Source organism: Kitasatospora sp. NPDC056138 (assembly GCF_042264695.1).
Classification (GTDB): domain Bacteria; phylum Actinomycetota; class Actinomycetes; order Streptomycetales; family Streptomycetaceae; genus Kitasatospora.
In genome coordinates this window covers 209,398-227,048 of record NZ_JBHJVK010000002.1, presented here as the reverse complement: position 1 = coordinate 227,048, position 17,651 = coordinate 209,398, and the positions used below count along the sequence as shown (strand labels likewise).

The window sequence follows — 17,651 nt, the reverse complement described above, 5'->3', positions numbered from 1 at the left end:
CGGTTGACGGGGTCTCAGTACGCGAACGCGAGGGGCTTGTCGGCGTCCTCGTCCGAGGAGGGGCCGCGGAGCGTCGGGTCCTCGGCGGGCGGCTGCTCCGAGGTGGCGGGGCCGGCCGAGGCGTACTTGGCGAGCAGCCTGACCTCGATCACCGCGAGGACGGCGTAGAGCAGCGTGAAGGTGGCCAGCGCGCCGACCTGGGTGGCGACGCCGACGTTGGGCGAGACGGCGTCGGCGGTGGTCATCAGGCCGAAGACGGCCCACGGCTGGCGGCCCATCTCGGTGAAGACCCAGCCGAAGCTGTTGGCGATCAGCGGGAACCCCATGGTCCAGATGCCGATCCGCCAGCTCCACTTGGTGAGGAACGGGCCCAGCTCACGGCTCCTGGTGAGCATCAGCCTGGGTGCCTCGTCCTCGCCGGTGCGGAACTCGGGGTCGAGGAGGAATCTTCTTCTGGTGGTCCAGAGCCCGACCAGGCCGGCCGCGAACGAGGTCATCCCGAAGCCGATCATGAGGCGGAAGCCCCAGTACGTCACGAAGACGTTCGGGATGTAGTCGGTGGGCTTGCCGCCGAACCTGGCCGCCTCGGCGGCGGCGGTGTCGTTGATGCCGGGGACGGCCGAGCTGAAGTCGCTCTTGGCCAGGAAGGAGAGCGCCGCGGGGACCTCCAGCTCGACCGAGTTGTGGCCCTTGGTGACGTCGCCGACCGCGAAGACCGAGAACGGGGCGGGCGACCGGGTGTCCCAGAGCGCCTCGGCGGCGGCCATCTTCATCGGCTGCTGCTCGAACATCACCTTGGCCAGCGTGTCACCGCTGATCGCGGTGCCGAGACCGGCCACCACGGCCATGACCAGGCCGACCCGCAGCGACGTCCGCATGGTGGCGACCTTCTTGCGGTCGGTCTGCGGGCCGCCCGCCGCCGCGGCGCGCTTGGCCCGCCAGAGGTGCAGCGAGGAGATGCCGACCATGAAGGCCGCACCGGTCAGGAAGGCGGCGGTGAGGGTGTGGAAGACCACGACCAGGGTGGTGTCCTGGAACAGCACCTTGGTGATGTCGGTGAGCTGCGCCTTGCCGGTGGCCTTGTCGACCGAGTAGCCGACCGGGTGCTGCATCCAGGAGTTGGCGGCCAGGATGAAGTAGGCGGACAGCACGGTGCCGATCGACACCATCCAGATGCAGGCGCAGTGGATCTTCTTCGGCAGTTTGTCCCAGCCGAATATCCACAGCCCGATGAAGGTGGACTCGAAGAAGAAGGCGATCAGCGCCTCCATCGCGAGCGGGGCGCCGAAGACGTCCCCGACGAAGCGCGAGTAGTCCGACCAGTTCATCCCGAACTGGAACTCCTGCACGATCCCGGTCACCACGCCCATGGCGATGTTGATCAGGAAGAGCTTGCCCCAGAACTTGGTGGCGTGGAAGTACTTCTCCTTGCCCGTCCGCACCCAGGCGGTCTCCAGGCCAGCCACGGTGGCGGCGAGGCTGATCGTCAGCGGGACGAACAGGAAGTGGTAGACGGTGGTGACACCGAACTGCCATCGCGCGATGGTCTCGTGAGCGACTGCTAGTTCCACGGCGCCCTCTCTCTGGTCGTCCCGCTGCTCGTGCCGGGATGTTCTCCGGCATTCCAGACAATCGACGCCTCTCCGACGAGAGCGTGATCAATCTGCACAAGCTTGTCCGCTTGTGAACGTGAACACGTTCACAAGGGCAGTATCCAACATGCTTACGACAGCTCGGACAGTGGGGGGTGGGGTTGGCGTTCACCGGATGATCCGACGGAGCCGGGACCCGCGGCAAGAAGCAGACGGCAGGTCCCACCGGCCCGTCTTCGCCATTCGGGAGCTTGACAAGCACACTTGCCGGGGCGCGGAGCACCGCGCGCACGATGCGGGGGCTCGACAAGCACCCTGCCGGGGGCGCGGGGCACCGCGCCCCCGGGATCAGTGGCTCTGCCGGGGGATCTGCACGCGGAAGGCGGCGCCCCGGCCCGGGGCGGTGTCCAGGGTGAGCGTGCCGCCGTGGGCGTGGACCAGGGCGGTGGCGATGGCGAGGCCGAGGCCGGCGCCGCCGCCCTCGTGGCGGCTGCGCGAGGCGTCGACGCGGTAGAACCGCTCGAAGACCTGGACCGCCTGCTCCTCGGTCAGGCCGGGCCCCGAGTCGGCGACCTCCAGCAGGCAGCGGCCGTCGGCGGTGGTTCCGACCCCGATCCGCACCGCGGTGCCCGAGGGGGTGTGCTTGGCCGCGTTGCCGACCAGGTTGGTCACCACCTGGCGCAGCCGGGCCTCGTCGCCGAGCACGGGAGCGGGCTGCGGGGCGCCCCTGCCGTCGGGTCCGGTGAGCGCCACCGGGCGTCCGGGGTCGAGGGCGGTCAGGTCGTGCAGGGCGTCGGCGGCCAGCGTGCGCAGGTCCATCGGGGCCAGGTCGAGCGGGCGCTCCTCGTCCAGGCGGGCGAGCGTGAGGAGGTCCTCGACCAGGCCGCTCATCCGTACGGCCTCGCTCTCGATCCGGTCCATCGCCCGGTCCACGTCGGGCAGCGCGCCCATCCGGTACAGCTCCGCGAAGCCCCGGATGCCGGCCAGCGGGGTGCGCAGCTCGTGCGAGGCGTCGGCGACGAAGCGGCGCATCCGGGACTCGGACTCGGCGCGGGCGGCGAACGCGGCCTCGATCTGGGTGAGCATCTCGTTCAGGGTCGCGGAGAGCCGTCCGACCTCGGTGCCGGGCGGGAGGTCGGGCATCCGGTGCGAGAAGCGTCCGGCGGCGATCAGCTCGGCGTCCTGCCCGATCCGGGCGAGCGGTCGCAGCCCGGCCCGGACGGCGACCGCGCCGAGTGCGGCGATCAGCACCAGGACGGCACCGCCGATCGCCAGGAAGGAGGCGTGCAGCTTGGCCACCGTGGCGTCCACGTCGTCCAGCGAGACGGCGGCCAGCAGGTAGGAGGGGGCGGCGAACTGGTTGCCGCCGGAGTGGGCCAGCGGGAGGACGACCACCCGCCAGCGGCCCCGGCCGTTCTGGTCGGGAAGGTCGAACCCGGCCAGGTCGCCGGAGTGCTGGGTGAGTTGACGGCCGGACAGCTCGTCGAGGTCGGGGGCCGGATCGGAGTCGGAGATCGGCTGCCGCATGGTCTGCTGGACCGTGCCGTCGGCGGCCAGGTACTGCACCACGTACTGGCTGGGCAGGAACTGGCCGGCCCGGCGCAGGTTCGGACTCGGGCCCGAGTTCTGCCGGTTGCCGCCGGGGCCGCGGTGCGAGAGCGGTTCGGCGAAGCGGAGCAGCTGCTGGTCCGCACGGTCGGCCAGCTGGACACGGACGGTTCCGAGGACGATGGTGTCGCTCACCACCAGCCCGGTGGCCACCAGCAGCACCGCGAGCACCAGCAGCCGCACCCGCAGCGACAGCCGGGAGACCCGGAGCAACCGCGAGGAGCGCAGCAGCCGGGCGGGACGGACGAGCCGTGGGGAGCGGAAGAACCGGGAGGCGGGGAACGGCTTCGGGAGCCTGCCCGGACGTCGGACGCGTCTCACGGGCTCAGTGCTGGGGCGGGCGGCGCAGGGCGTAGCCGATGCCGCGCACGGTGTGGATCAGCTTGGGGCCGTGCGCGGGTCCGGAGTCGAGCTTGCGGCGCAGGTAGGAGATGTACGACTCGACGATGGAGAGGTCGCCGCCGAAGTCGTACGCCCAGACGTGGTCCAGGATCTGGGCCTTGGAGACCACCCGGCCGACGTTGGCCATCAGGTAGTGCAGCAGCTTGAACTCGGTCGGCGAGAGCGAGACCGCCCTCTCGCCCCGGCTGACCTCGTGGGCGAGCGGGTCGAGGGTGAGGTCGCCGACCACCAGCCGTCCGTCCTCGGCGGGGCCGCCGGCCCGGCGCAGGATGGCGCGGATCCGGGCGATCAGCTCCTCCAGGCTGAACGGCTTGGTGACGTAGTCGTCCGCCCCGGCGGCCAGGCCCTGCACCTTGTCGCCGGTGCCGTCCTTGGCCGTGAGGAAGAGCACCGGTACGTGCTCGCCCGGCTGCGGCCACTGGGCCTGCTCGCGCAGCCGCTCGACCACGGTGAAGCCGTCAAGGTCGGGCAGCATCACGTCGAGCACCACCAGGTCGGGCCGCTCGGCCGCGACGGCCTCCAGCGCCTCCTCGCCGCTCGCCGCCGAGGCCACCCGGAAACCGGAGAAGCGCAGGCTCGCGGAGAGGAGTTCGCGGATGTTCGGTTCGTCGTCCACCACCAGCAGGAACGGCTCGCCGCCCGAGGCAGCCTGGCGTGCGGGAGTGCCCGCTGTGGCGGTCCCGCTGGCTGTCGACACTGTCCCTTGCACGGCTGTTCCGCCTCCCGGTCGGACGATGCATCCTCGTTGGACGATAGCCCGGGGAGGCTACGCGCGGTTGATGAGGACCTGATTAAACCTTCCCGATCAACCGCGGCGCACCCGGTCGATCAGCCGGCGACGGCCGCCGTGGCGGCTTCCTGGGCCGCTGCCCCGCGGGCCCGGGCCCGCTTGGCGTAGGTGATCGTCCAGCCGATCAGCACGGCCGTGACGCCGTAGGAGAGCACGGAGTTGAGGGTGACCATCCCGCCGGTGCTCAGGGCGTACGAGAGGCCGACCCGCAGCGCCGCCTCGGCCAGGTAGGCCACGCCCCAGACCAGGGTCAGGTTGCGCTGGACCGTGCGGAAGCTCTCATGGACCCACAGGCCGTTCCAGCGCTCCAGGGCCTCGGCGGAGCCGTCGGTGGCGAACTTGCGGCCGAAGTAGAACATCAGCGGGCGCGGTGCGGCCAGCGTGATCAGGCAGAGCACCCCGAACAGGCCGGTGACCAGCGAGTCCTTGACCAGCAGCAGGCGGGCGGAGTGCGGGCCGACCAGGGTGACCGCCATGGTGAGCGCCACGAAGATCAGGCTGATCACGGCGAACTCGTCCAGCCTGCGCTTCCAGGCGATGTTGATCAGCAGGTCCAGCACCGGCCAGCCGGCCGAGACCAGCAGTGCGGTGAAGTCGTTGCAGCCGTGGCCGGTGAGCTGGTTGTAGGTAAGGATCGGCGCGACGATGTTGCAGACGATGGTGAGCACCCAGCCGAGCGCGGACACGCCGCTTCGACGGGCCGGAGTCTGGTCCGACACGGTTGTTTCCCCCGGTGATCTTCGAATTTGCCGGACCGGACAGTAGCGGATCGGCGGGCGGCCCGGCTACGGGTGAGCGGAGCGGGGCCCGGTCGACGGGGGATCGACCGGGCCCTGATTCGTCCGACGCCTGCGGGGTGTCAGCCGTTGGACGAGCTGCGGGCCCCGGGGAAGCCGCCGCCACCGCCGAAGCCACCGCCGAAGCCACCGGCGCCCTCGGTGAGCTGGGTGGCCGCGTAGCCGCCGGAGGAGTCGGGGGTGCCGACCACGGTCACGGTCTGGCCGGGCTGGAGGTCGGAGACCTTGCCCTCCTTGTTGAGCTGGACCTTGGTGCTGTCACCCGTGGTGACCTTGACGGTGTTGCCGTTGGCGTCCGTGAGGTAGACGGTGCTGCCGTCCACGGTCTTGACCGTGCCCCGCGTGAAGCCTGCGCCGCCCTGGCCGCCCTGGCCACCGCCGCGGCGGCCACCCTGGCCGCCCTGGCCGCCGCCCTGTCCGCCCTGGCCGAATCCCTGGCCGCGCTGGCCGGCGGCGCGCTGGGTGGTGCCGCTCTTGGCGTTGCCCTGCTCGTACCAGACGCCGCCCGCGAAGGAGAGCACGGCGATCGCTCCGCCGGCCAGGGCGAGGGTGAGCCAGGGCAGCTTGCGGCGCGGCGGTGCGGCCAGTTCGGCGGCGATGTCGCGGGCGTCCGGCGGGGTGGACAGCAGCTCGACCTGTGCTGCGGGGTCGAGCGACTGGATGGGCTGCGTCGGCGGCTCGTGCTCGGAGGTCATGGTGAAGGGTCCTACTCGTGTCGGAGGGCGTCGATCGGGCGCAGCGAGGCGGCCCGGTTTGCGGGGTAGCTGCCGAAGAACAGGCCGATGGCCACCGCGATGGCGAAGGCGCCGAGCACGGACTCCGGGATGACCACCGGCTTGATGCCGACGATGCTGAACTGCGAACCGACGATCCCGGCCAGCACCCCGAGCCCGGCGCCGAGCACCGAGAGCAGGGTGGATTCGGTGAGGAACTGGCCCAGGATGACGGCCTTGGGTGCGCCGAGCGCCTTGCGGATGCCGATCTCCCGGGTCCGCTCGGTGACGGTGACCAGCATGATGTTGGTGATCCCGATCCCGCCGACCAGCAGCGAGATCGCGGCCACCGCGCCGAGCAGCACGGTGAAGGTCTTGGTGGTGCTCTCCCGGGCGGTCAGCAGCGAGGTCTGGTTGCTGATCCGGAAGTCCACCTTGCTGGGATCGGTGATGCCGTGGGTGCCCATCAGGATCCGGGTGACGTCGCTCTGCGCGGTGGTGGTGGCCTCCGCCGAGCTGGCCTGCACCAGGATCTGGTTGACCGCGCCGAAGCCGGTGAAGGCGTTCTGCACGGTGGGCAGCGGCGCGATCACCACGTCGTCCGGGTCGTTGAACCCGGTGCTGCCCTTGGTGGCGAGCACGCCGACGACGGTGAACGGGGTGCCGCCGACGACGATCTTCTTGCCGACCGGGTCCTCGGTGGCGAACAGCTGCGCGGCGGTGGTGGAGCCGATCACCGCGACCTTGCGGGAGTTCAGCACGTCGTCGTTGCTGAAGTAGTCGCCCTGCGCGATCTTCTGGTTGGCGGTCTCGAAGTACGCCGGGTAGGTGCCGACGATCGAGCCCGGCGTGTACGAGATGTTCCCGTACAGCGCGGTGCCCGTGGTGGTGACCACCGGGGCGACGGACTTGATCGAGGGCGAGTCGGTGGCCGCGGCGAGCGCCTTGGCGTCGTCCACGGTGAGCTTCTTGGCCGCGGAGCCGCTGCCCCGGGCGTTGGCCGAGGAGACCGTGAGCGAGTTGGTGCCGAGCGAGGTGATCGAGTTCTTGACGGCCTGGGAGGAGCCGTTGCCGACTGCCAGCAGCAGGATCACCGAGGCCACACCGATCAGCACGCCGAGCATGGTGAGCGCGGACCTGACCTTGTTGGCGGCCAGTCCGCCGAGAGCGAAGCGGAGCATCTGCCAGACGATCACGGGCGGGCTCCCGTGAGTTCGCGCAGCGCGGGCGGCGGTCCGTCCACCGGAGCCTGCCGGACGTCGGAGACGATCTGCCCGTCGACCAGCCGCAGCACCCGCTTGGCGTGCTCGGCGACCTCGTCCTCGTGGGTGATCAGTACGACGGTGCGGCCGGTGGCATTGAGCCCGTCGATGATGGCCAGCACCTCCTTGGTGGAGCGGCTGTCCAGGTTTCCGGTGGGCTCGTCGGCGAGCAGCATCGCGGGTGCGGTGACCAGCGCGCGGGCGACCGCCACGCGCTGCTGCTGGCCGCCGGAGAGCTCGTTGGGCTTGTGCCCGGCGCGCTCCAGCAGCCCGACCAGCGAGAGTGCTGCGAGCGCCCGGCGCTTGCGCTCGGCGGCACGCACTCCGGCGTACGCGAGCGGAAGTTCCACCTGGGCGAGCGCCGTGGTGCGGGGCACCAGGTTGAAGGACTGGAAGATGAAGCCGATCTTGCGGTTGCGGACCAGTGAGAGCTGCTGCTCGTCCAGGTTGCCGACGTCGGTGCCGTCCAGCAGGTAGCGGCCCGAGGTCGGGACGTCCAGGCAGCCCAGGATGTTCATCAGGGTGGACTTGCCGGAGCCCGAACTGCCCATCACCGCGACGTAGTCGCCCTGCTCGATGTCGAGGCTGACGCCCTGCGGCTCACCCGTGTCGGGCGCGAGCGGGCCGCGCAGGGCGTGGACGGTCGCGTCGCCGTGACCGTACGCCTTGAGGAGGTGGCGGATCTGGATGACCGGCGGCTGCTGGGCGGCCCGGTGACGGGCCGCCCACTGCTCCGCCGTCTGGCGGTACCTCATCCGCGACCGCCTCCGCCGCCGCCGTTGCCGCCGCCGTTGCCGCCGCCGTTGCCGCCACGGCCACCGCCGCCACCGCCGAAGCCACCGCCACCGAAGCCGCCGCCGCCTGCGCCACCGCCCAGGCCGGGGAAGGAGCCACCGGGGAAGCCGTTGCCGGTGCCCGCGGTGGTCGCGGTGAGCTGGAGGCGCTCGCCCTCGGTCAGTCCGGAGACCACCTGCACCGTGGAGTCGCCCTCGACACCGACCGTGACGTCGACCCGCTCGGTGCTGCCGTCGTCGTGCACCACGGTCGCGGTCCGGCTGGTGCCGGTGCCCGAGAGCGCGGCGGTCGGGACGGAGAGCGCGTTGTCGGCCTCGCCGGTGACCACCGAGATGGTCGCGCTGAGACCGGTCCGCAGCGAGCTGGTGTCGCCGTCGATCTGCAGCACCGCGCCGTACTGGACCGCGCTGGAGGAGCCGCTGCCGCCGCTGCCCGAGCTGGTCGGCAGCGAACTCACCGACAGCACGGTCGCCTTGAGCTGGGTGTCGGACTGCGCGTTCAGGGTGACGGTGGCCGCCTGGCCCTTCTTGAGCTTCAGCGAGTCGAGCTCGGAGAACGCGGCGCTGACCTGCATCCCGGTCGGGTTGGTCAGCACGATGAAGCCGCTCAGCGCGCTCCCCGTGCTCGAACCGGACGAGGACCCACCGGACTTGCTGCTGCCGGAGCCGGAGCCCGACGCACCACTGGAGCCGCTGGAGGATCCCCCACTGCCCGACACGGTGTCGCCGACCTTGCCGCCGACGGAGGCGACCGTGCCGTCCACCGAGGCGATCAGGCTGGTACCGGCGAGCGCCGCCTTGGCGTTGGTGACCCCGGCCTCGGCCGTGGTCAGCTGCTGCTGGGCCTGGGCGACCTGGGCGGGGTCCACCTTGGTGGTGGTGACAGTGGTGGTCTTGGGTGCGGCGCTCGCCCCGCCACGACCACCGCTGCTGCCACCGCTGCTGCCACCGCTGCTGCTGGACGGGACCTGGGAGGTGGTGGTCTCGCCCGCCTGCGCCTTGGTGAGGTTCGCCTGGGCGGCGGTCAGGGCGGACTCGGCCGCGGTGACCTGCTGGAGGGACTGCGTGGTGTCGACGGTGGCGAGCAGCTGGCCCTTCTTCACCGTGTCACCGACCGCCACCTTGACCGCGGTCACCTTGCCGCCGGTGACGAAGTCCTGCCCGGCGTCGGTGGGCGAGGAGAGCGTGCCGGAACCGGACACCGTGGCCAGCACGGTGCCCTTGGCCACCGTTGCGGTCCGGGTCTGCGCCCGGCCTGCGGCCGAGCTGGTGCCGCTGTCCAGGGTGGCGTACGCCAGTGCGGCGCCGCCCAGCAGGACCACGGCGAGCGCGGAGTTGACGAGGACGGCACCACGCCGTCGCGGGAGGACCTTCATGGGCTCAGGGTGGCGTGGCGCTCTTGCCAAGTCCTGGGCCCGGGCTGGGAGCGAGCTGATGCCAGCAATCCGGACAATCCACCACACACCGGTTTCCCGGCGGCCGAAGCGCTACCTCCCGCTGGACAGCTGTTGATCGAGCTCCCAGGGTTTTCCCAGCGTTTCCGATCCCCTTTCTGATCCGTTCTCTGATCCAACTCTCCGGTCCGCCCGGCCGCGGCGGCACCGATGCCGGGGACGGGACTGGGGCCGGGACTGGGGACTGCGCCGACTCCGGGACGGGGGCCGGGGCGGGTACGGGACTGGACCGGGGCCGGGAAGCCGCGCGGTGGCACGCCCGCCCAAAGCGCCGCAGGGGCACGGCGCGCGGTACGCGCCGTGCCCCTGGGCCGTCGACCGCCTGGGGGTCAGAGCTCCTTGCGGAAGGCGGCGGCGGTCGCGAGGAAGATGCTGTTGGCCTCGGTCTCGCCGATGGTGACCCGGACGCCGTCGCCCTGGAACGGGCGGACCACGATGCCAGCCTCGGCGCAGGCGGCGGCGAAGTCGAGGCTGCGGTCACCCAGCCGCAGCCAGACGAAGTTGGCCTGCGAGGCCTCGATCGTCCAGCCCTGCTCGGCCAGGCCCGCGGCGACCCGGTCCCGCTCCTGGACCAGCGCCTCGACCCGGGCCAGCAGTTCGTCCTCGGCGCGCAGCGAGGCGACGGCCGCGTCCTGGGCGATCTGGCTGACGCCGAACGGCACGGCGGTCTTGCGCAGCGCGGTGGCCACCGGCTCGTGCGCGATGGCGAAGCCGACCCGCAGGCCCGCCAGGCCGTAGGCCTTGGAGAAGGTGCGCAGCACGCACACGTTGGGGCGGTCGCGGTAGAGGTCGATGCCGTTGGGCACCTCCTCGTCGCGGATGAACTCGATGTACGCCTCGTCCAGCACGACCAGGACGTCGCCGGGGACGGCGTCCAGGAAGCGCTCCAGCTCGGCCCGGTGGATCGCCACGCCGGTGGGGTTGTTGGGGTTGCAGACGAAGATCAGCCGGGTCCGGTCGGTGATCGCGGCGAGCATCGCGTCCAGGTCGTGCGCCTCGTCGGCGGTGAGCGGGACGGCGACCGGGGTGGCACCGGCGACCTGGGTGATGATCGGGTACGCCTCGAAGGAGCGCCAGGCGAACATGACCTCGTCGCCGGGCCCGGCGGTGGAGAGCACCAGGGACTGCGCGACGCTGACCGAGCCGGTGCCGGTGGCGACGTGCTCGGCGGGCACGCCGAAGCGGGCGGCCAGCTCGTTGGTGAGCTCGGTGACGGCCATGTCGGGGTAGCGGTTGAGGGTGCCCGCCGCGGCGACGGCGGCCTGCAGGACGCCCGGCAGCGGCTCGTAGGGGTTCTCGTTGGAGGACAGCTTGTACGAGTCGGCGCCGGCGGGCTTACCGGGCTTGTAGGTCGGAATGGCGTCCAGGGTCGGCCTCAGCCGGGGCCCCTGCGCTGCCGTCTCGCTCACGGTGCTCTCCTTCTGCTCATGCTGCTCATGCGGTCGGTGCGCGCTGCTCGTGCCGCCGTCCTGCCGCGGCACCCGGCACCGCGGGGTCGCCGCAGGGCGCCGGGCCTTCGTACGCACCCGTTCCGCCCCGGTCGGGTGCCTTGAACGATACCGATCGCGCTCACCCGTAGGGGTGAGATGCCGGCCCGGGTGATGGACGCGGATCAGCCATTCTGCAGGGTTCCGATGGCACATGTCAGAGGTAAGAGGCCCGAATTGAGGCCGGTATCCAAGGGAACCACCGGGGAGGATTCATGGAGAAACGGTACTTCTCGGCCAAGGGACGCCCCGGTCACAGAGACCCGCGATGCGCCATACGATCGGTCCGCCATGACAGCAGCAGCCAATCAGAGCGGTCGGCGACCCACCACCTCGCGGCGTCTGGAGCGGGCCGGCATCCGGGACGTGGCAGCAGCCGCCGGAGTGTCGATCACCACTGTCTCGGACGCCCTCAACGGTAAGGGACGCCTGCCCGACGAGACCAGAAGCCGAGTGCGCGAGGTCGCCGAGCGCCTCGGCTACCGCCCGTCCGCAGCCGCCAGGACCCTGCGCACCGGCCGGTCAGGCCTGATCGGGCTGACCGTCACCACCTACGGCGAGGAACCCTTCACCTTCACCGAGTTCGCCTACTTCGCCGAGATGGCGCGGGCGGCCACCAGCGCGGCGCTCGGCCGCGGTTACGCCCTGGTGGTGCTGCCCGCCTCCTCCCGGCACGACGTCTGGAGCAACATCGCCCTGGACGGCACCGTGGTGATCGACCCGCCCGACCAGGACCCGCTGGTCAGCGAGCTCTACCGGTCCGGCGTGCCGGTGGTCAGCGACGGCAAGCCCGGCAACTGCCCGGTCACCGCCTGGGTCGACAACGACCACGAGGCCGCCGTGCTGGACATCCTCGACCACCTCTCCGAGGCCGGCGCCCGCCGGATCGGCCTGCTCACCGGGACCAGCACCGACACCTACACCCGGCTCTCCACCGAGGCGTACCTCGGCTGGTGCCGGCAGGTCGGCCAGGAGCCGGTCTACGAGACCTACCCCGCCCACGACCCTGCCGCCGGCGCCGTCGCCGCCGACCGGCTGCTCGCCCGCCCCGACCGCCCCGACGCGGTGTACGGCCTCTTCGACCCCAACGGGACCGACCTGCTCGCCGCCGCCCGCCGGTACGGCCTGCGGGTGCCCGACGACCTGCTGCTGGTGTGCTGCAGCGAGAGCGACGTGTACGCGGGCACCGAACCGCCCATCACCACCCTCTCGCTCAAGCCGCGCCGGATCGGCACCACCGTGGTCAACCTGCTGATCGACGCCATCGAGGGAGTCGACTCCGGCACCGGCGTGGACATCGCCCGGCTCTTCCCGCCGCGCTTCCGCACCGCCGGGACCGGTCCGCCGCCGGGCACCCTGATGCCCACCGAACTGATCGTGCGGGCCTCTTCGCAGCGCCGCAACCCCCGGACCACCATCAACGCACCCCGCCCACCGGGCGAGGTCTAGACCACCACAGGATGGGACAAACCGGGGCGGATGCCGCCCCGGCCGGGTCGCCGCAGGGGCCGTTCGGGCCCGCTCGGGGCCACCCGGGGAGACTCTCCGGACGATTGGATACCGACCAGGTGAGGACGCCGGGAGAGTGGTCTTCCTATGATGGGCGAATGACACCCGAGGACCGCTTCCCCGGGCCTGAACTGCCCGACTCAGGCCCCCCCCACCCCCAGGACCTCGACGTGCTCCCGTACGGCTCCTACTACGAGCCTCCCGAGCCGCCGCCCGGGTACGGCTACGACTCCACCTACAGCGGCTACGGCGGCGCCCGCTTCCTCGAACAGCACTGGCCGACGCTCAGTCACCCGGACGACCGGACAGTCCAGATGGTGCACCGCGAGCAGCCGCCCGCAGCCGTCCACCACGAGGACCCGCCGACCATCGAGCTGGGCCCGCCGCTCACCCCGCCGCTGCCCGAAGAGGTCAACTTCCCGTACCCGCAGCCCACGCCCGGCGAGGCCCCCGGCCCGCTCTACGTGGTCGGCGACGTGCACGGCTACCTCGACGAACTCCGCGCCGCACTGCACCAGCAGGGCCTGATCGACGCGGACGGCCACTGGTCCGCCGGCCGCTCCCGGCTCTGGTTCCTCGGCGACTTCACCGACCGCGGCCCCGACGGCATCGGCGTCATCGACCTGGTCATGCAGCTCGCCGCCGAGGCCGCCGCCGCCGGCGGCTACTGCCGGGCCCTGATGGGCAATCACGAACTGCTCTTCCTGGGCGCCGCCAGATACGGCGACGAGCCCGTCCAGTCCACCGCGGGCACCGCCTCCTTCCTCGCCGCCTGGCGGCTCAACGGCGGCCAGCAGCAGGACCTGGAACGCCTGGAGACCCACCACATCAGCTGGCTCTCCCGGCTCCCCGCCATCGCCCTGGAGGACGGCCACCTGCTGCTGCACTCCGACACCACCGCCTACCTGGAGTACGGCGAGTCGATCGCCGAGGTCAACGACGCGGTGCACCACCTGCTCGCCGACGAGGGCGCCGACGAGTGGTGGGACTGCTTCCGCCGCTTCACCAAGCGGTTCGCCTTCCGGGGCCAGGCCGGGCCGACCGCCGCGCACGAGCTGCTCGGCGCGTACGGCGGCCAGCGCGTGGTGCACGGGCACAGCCCGATCCCGTACCTCACCGGCTCCACGCACGCCGAGGAGGGCGTACCGCCGCACGTCCCCGGCCCGTACATCTACGCGGACGAGCTGGCCATCGCGATGGACGGCGGCGTCACCATGGAGGGGCGCCTGCTGGTCGCCCGGCTGCCGCTGAACTGACGGCACATCAAGCTCCGGTGCCCGGCCCGACGCAGGCGGCCGGGCACCCGCGCGGCCCGCAGTACCCGGACTGAACAGCTGTCCGATACCACAAGGGCGCTGGTGCCACTGAAAATCCGGAAACCGACTGTCAGTCGCTCGGTGCTCACCCCTACCATCGATGCACCACGCCGGGCCGGGCCCGATGCCCGACGGTGCACCGGCCTGGACCAGTCCACCTCCGTGATCCAGCGGAACGGGGTACCCATGACCACCACCCCACATCTGCTCGCCGAGGACCGCCCGGACTTCGAGCGCATCCTCGACGAAGCACTGCGCGACGGCTCGATACTCGCCGCCCTCGCCGAGCCCGGCCCGCACCTCACCACGGCCCAGCTCCGCACCAAGGCCCTGCTCGCCGCCGACACCGTCGCCTCGACCACGGCGGTGGAGTACCAGCACTACACCGAGCTGCGCACCGCCCTGCTGCTCCGGTCCGCGCCGCCCGCCGATGCCGGCGGGGCCGCTGCCACCGCCACCGCAGACCCTCCGCGCCCGGCCCGCCAGGGGCCCCGCTCCGGACCGGGAGCGGCCGACCAGGGCGTCGGGCTGCTGCCCGCGCTCACCGTGCTGGCCCCCATCCTGGCCTGGTCGGCGGCGGCCGTCCTGCTGCTGCTCGGCTACACCCTGCGTGCCACCAGCCCCGAACTCGCGCTCGGGCGGGCCGTGGTGACCGCCGGGTGGGCGGCCCTGGCGGTCGGGGTCGCCACCCTGGTGGTCGGTGCCGTCGGGCTGCTGCTCACCGCGCTGCGCGACAGTGCCGCGCCACCGCCGGAGGCCCGCGCGACCCCGGCCCCCGGGCCGGGCGGCGCCGGACTGACGGGCGGCGCCGGCGGGGCGGACCCGGAGCGTCCTGTCCTGCCGGCCCCGGACGCTCCCGGCCCGGGGAACGGGCACGGCCCGGTGGACGATCCCGGGCTGCTGGACGACCTCGCCGAGGCCCGCCTCGCCTGGCACACCGCGCTGCGCGAGCGCGCGCTGCTCCCCTACCTGCACACCAACCTGCGCTCCGAACCCGCGCTCCCGCCGCAGCCGACCGGCCGGCCCAACCCACCGGAGCTGCTCAGCCCCGGCTACACCAGCGCGGCCTTCAGCAGTCCCGGCTTCACCAGCCCCGGCGGCGAGAACCTGACCGACCCCGAAGGCCGTACCCCGCGTACCGCCGAGTTCAGCAGCCCCGGCTACAGCCCGCCGGGCTTCACCGGCCCGGACGAGGTCTGATCCCGCTCCGCCACAGCGGAACTGACGCCGCGTCCGCCTCCTATCCTGGCCCCATGGACATCGTGATCCCGCTCTTCGACCGGTTCGAACCCCTCGACGCCATGGGTCCGTACGAGATCCTCGCCCATGTGCCGGGCGCCACCGTACGGTTCGTCGCGCCCGAGCCCGGACGGGTCACCGACACCCTCGGCGCCCTGACCGTGGACGTCGGCACCGGGTACGCCGAGGTCGAGCAGTGCGACGTGCTGCTGGTGCCCGGCGGCCGCGGCACCCGGGAGCTGGTCAAGGACCGGGACTTCGTCGCCTGGGTACGCCGGATCCACGACCGGACCGCCTTCACCACCTCGGTCTGCACCGGCTCCCTGCTGCTCGGCGCGGCCGGACTGCTCGACGGCCTCACGGCCACCACCCACTGGGCCGCGACCGCCGAACTGGAGGCGTACGGCGCCCGGTACACCCCCGAGCGGGTCGTCCGGCACGACCGGATCATCACCTCCGCCGGGGTCTCCTCCGGCATCGACATGGCCCTCGGCCTCGCCGCGCTGCTCACCGACGACGTCACCGCGCAGGCGATCCAGCTCTACACCGAGTACGACCCGACGCCGCCGTTCGACTCCGGCTCGGTCGCCAAGTCCTCGCCCGAGATCCGGGAGCGGGCCCGCACGCTCGGCTGACCGGGCCGGGGCCAAGGGCAGGACCGGGCCCAAGGGCGGAGCTGGACCCAAGGGCAGGACCGGGACCGGCCCGGACCGGCCCGCTGCCGGACGCCGTCCCCGGAGTCGAGGGCTCTTCGGGGACGGCGCTCCGGCGGCACCGGTCGGGCACGGCGGGCCGGGCCGACGGCGGCTACGGCTCCTGCAGCACCCACCGGGCCTACCGGGCCTACAGCGCCGCGAGGCTGGTGGCCAGGTCGTCGAGGCCGCAGGAGCCCTGTGAGAGGGCCTTCATGTGCCAGGCCTTGAGGTCGAAGGCGGCGCCCTGGCGGCGCTTCGCGGCCTCCCGGCCCTGCAGCCAGGCGCGTTCGCCGAGCTTGTAGCTGATGGCCTGACCGGGCCAGCCGAGGTAGCGGTCGATCTCGCCGGTCCGGCGTTCGACCGAGCTGCCGTGGTGGAGGGCCATGAACTCGTTCGCCAGCGCCGGGGTCCACCGCTCGCCCGGATGGAACCCCGAGTCGGCGGGGATGGCGAGTTCGAGGTGCATGCCGATGTCGATGATCACGCGGATGATCCGCAGCATCTGCTTGTCGAGGTACCCCAGCCGGCGGGCCGGATCGGTCAGGAAGCCGAGCTCGTCCATCAGGCGCTCGGCGTACAGGGCCCAGCCCTCGGTGTTGGCGCTGACGCTGCCGAGGGTGACCTGGTAGCGGCTGAGCCGGTCGGCGACCGCGACCCACCGGGCGAGCTGGAGGTGGTGCCCGGGAACGCCCTCGTGGTACCAGGTGCTGACGATCTCCCAGGTCGGGAAGGTGTCCTTGCCCAGGGTCGGCAGGTAGGTCCGCCCGGGACGGCTGAAGTCGAGGCTGGGCCGCGAGTAGTACGGCGCGACGGAGCTGCCGGCGGGCGCGATCCGCGACTCGACCCGGCGCAGCGGCCCCGAGATGTCGAAGTGGACCCCGTCCAGGGCGGCTATCGCCTCGTCCATGATCTGCTGGAGCCAGCGGCGGATCTCCTCCTCGCCCTTGATCGAGTGGCCGTGCTCGTCCAGGTGGTGCATGGTCTCCCGGACGGTCGCACCGGGCAGGATGCGGCCGGCCACGGTCTGCATCTCGGCGACGTTCCGGTGGAACTCCTCCCAGGCCCAGGCGTACGCCTCGGCCACGTCGACGTCGGCACCGGTGGAGAACCGGGCGGACCGCAGGTAGCGCTCGCGGCCGACCGCGTCCGGGACGTCGGCGACGGCGGGCAGGTAGGTGCCGTGCAGCCAGTCGCGGAACTCGCCCACGGCGGCGGTCGCCCCGGCGGCGGCCGCGTCCAGCTCCGGGCGCAGCCGTTCGGCGGCGGTCGAGACGAAGCCGGCGAACCAGCCCGCGCCGCCGGTGTCCCGGCCGGTCCAGGCGTCGAGCTGGCGGAGCACCGCCTCGGTCTGTCGCGGGGCGGAGAGCAACCCGCGCGCGATCCCCTCGGTGAGGGTGGTCCGGTAGCCGTCGATCGCGCCCGGGAGGTTGCGCAGCCGGCCGGCCACCGCCGCCCAGTCCTCGTCGGTGTCGGTCGGCATCAGGGTGAAGATGGACCGCAGCCGCTGGACCGGTGCGTTGATGTTGCGCAGCGAGCGGAAGTGGTCGCCGGCGTCGTGCACGGCGAGTTCGGCGGTGAGCCGCTCGCGCAGCAGCCGGGCGCAGGCCTGCTCGGCGGGGTCGGTCGCGGCGGGTGCGGCGTCCAGGGTGACGAGGGTGCGGCGGGCGAGCCCGGCGAGGGCCTCGAATCCCTCCGGCGACAGGTCGGGCTGCCGCTGGTCGCCCGGGTTCAGCCCGAACGCCGTCGAGGTCATCGGGTCCTGCGCGGCTACCTGCTCCACGTGGTCGTCGGCGATACGGCGTGGTGTGATCAGGTCATCTGACATGTCATCATCCTGTCGCACGGGCACTCGGCCCGTCAGTACCCGACGGCACCCCGTCAGTACCCCGACGGTTTCCCCGGATCACGCGGGTGCCCGTCCGCCGCGCCGCTCGGCCCGTGCCCTGCAGTCCGCGCGCCGTGCATTTCGCGCGCCGTGCATTTCGCGCGCCAC

General features: G+C 72.2%; 14 protein-coding genes. 4 read left to right on the top strand and 10 right to left on the bottom strand.

Features of this window, described 5'->3' with window-relative positions; genetic code table 11:
- Nucleotides 1-14 precede the first annotated feature (14 nt).
- From ACFC1R_RS02540 to hisC, 9 genes are all read right to left on the bottom strand, one after another.
- Nucleotides 15-1,571 carry a cytochrome ubiquinol oxidase subunit I gene (locus tag ACFC1R_RS02540; protein WP_375931392.1) on the bottom strand — a complete coding sequence of 519 codons (1,557 nt, stop codon included), beginning with the start codon at nt 1,569-1,571 and terminating at the stop codon, nt 15-17.
- 369 nt (nt 1,572-1,940) lie between these two features.
- Entirely contained in the window at nt 1,941-3,521 is a 1,581-nt protein-coding gene (locus tag ACFC1R_RS02535) for a sensor histidine kinase (protein ID WP_375931390.1), read from the bottom strand.
- A gap of 4 nt (nt 3,522-3,525) precedes the next feature.
- The gene (locus ACFC1R_RS02530; RefSeq protein WP_375931388.1) at nt 3,526-4,299 is read right to left on the bottom strand and encodes a response regulator transcription factor; all 774 of its coding nucleotides are present in this window, start codon (nt 4,297-4,299) and stop codon (nt 3,526-3,528) included.
- 131 nt (nt 4,300-4,430) lie between these two features.
- A complete protein-coding gene (locus ACFC1R_RS02525; protein ID WP_375931385.1) occupies nt 4,431-5,111 on the bottom strand; it encodes a VC0807 family protein in 681 nt (226 codons plus the stop codon).
- 140 nt (nt 5,112-5,251) lie between these two features.
- Nucleotides 5,252-5,884 (bottom strand): hypothetical protein, encoded by a 633-nt coding sequence (locus ACFC1R_RS02520; protein ID WP_375931382.1) that lies wholly within the window; start codon nt 5,882-5,884, stop codon nt 5,252-5,254.
- 11 nt (nt 5,885-5,895) lie between these two features.
- A complete protein-coding gene (locus ACFC1R_RS02515; RefSeq protein ID WP_375931379.1) occupies nt 5,896-7,098 on the bottom strand; it encodes an ABC transporter permease in 1,203 nt (400 codons plus the stop codon).
- Complete coding sequence (locus tag ACFC1R_RS02510; protein WP_375931376.1) at nt 7,095-7,919, bottom strand: ABC transporter ATP-binding protein; 825 nt, start codon at nt 7,917-7,919, stop codon at nt 7,095-7,097. The genes ACFC1R_RS02515 and ACFC1R_RS02510 overlap by 4 nt, the downstream gene beginning before the upstream one ends.
- Complete coding sequence (locus ACFC1R_RS02505; protein WP_375931373.1) at nt 7,916-9,334, bottom strand: efflux RND transporter periplasmic adaptor subunit; 1,419 nt, start codon at nt 9,332-9,334, stop codon at nt 7,916-7,918. Before ACFC1R_RS02505 ends, ACFC1R_RS02510 begins: the two co-directional genes overlap by 4 nt.
- Before the next feature lie 407 nt (nt 9,335-9,741).
- Nucleotides 9,742-10,821, bottom strand: a complete 1,080-nt coding sequence (gene hisC, locus ACFC1R_RS02500) for a histidinol-phosphate transaminase (protein ID WP_375931370.1) — start codon at nt 10,819-10,821, stop codon at nt 9,742-9,744.
- Nucleotides 10,822-11,190: 369 nt separating this feature from the next.
- On the opposite strand from hisC, the gene ACFC1R_RS02495 reads away from it, so the two are divergent.
- The 4 genes from ACFC1R_RS02495 to ACFC1R_RS02480 all read left to right on the top strand — a co-directional run bounded on the left by ACFC1R_RS02495 (nt 11,191) and on the right by ACFC1R_RS02480 (nt 15,598).
- A complete protein-coding gene (locus ACFC1R_RS02495; protein WP_375931368.1) occupies nt 11,191-12,348 on the top strand; it encodes a LacI family DNA-binding transcriptional regulator in 1,158 nt (385 codons plus the stop codon).
- 158 nt (nt 12,349-12,506) lie between these two features.
- Nucleotides 12,507-13,664, top strand: coding sequence for a metallophosphoesterase (locus ACFC1R_RS02490; RefSeq protein WP_375931365.1), 1,158 nt, complete (start codon nt 12,507-12,509; stop codon nt 13,662-13,664).
- A 246-nt stretch (nt 13,665-13,910) separates the two neighbouring features.
- Nucleotides 13,911-14,924, top strand: a complete 1,014-nt coding sequence (locus ACFC1R_RS02485; RefSeq protein WP_375931362.1) for a hypothetical protein — start codon at nt 13,911-13,913, stop codon at nt 14,922-14,924.
- A gap of 53 nt (nt 14,925-14,977) precedes the next feature.
- Nucleotides 14,978-15,598 carry a DJ-1/PfpI family protein gene (locus ACFC1R_RS02480; protein WP_375931360.1) on the top strand — a complete coding sequence of 207 codons (621 nt, stop codon included), beginning with the start codon at nt 14,978-14,980 and terminating at the stop codon, nt 15,596-15,598.
- Between the two features lie 208 nt (nt 15,599-15,806).
- Here the strand turns inward: ACFC1R_RS02480 and ACFC1R_RS02475 are convergent, their stop codons facing one another.
- Complete coding sequence (locus ACFC1R_RS02475; protein WP_375931357.1) at nt 15,807-17,483, bottom strand: DUF885 domain-containing protein; 1,677 nt, start codon at nt 17,481-17,483, stop codon at nt 15,807-15,809.
- Nucleotides 17,484-17,651 lie beyond the last annotated feature (168 nt).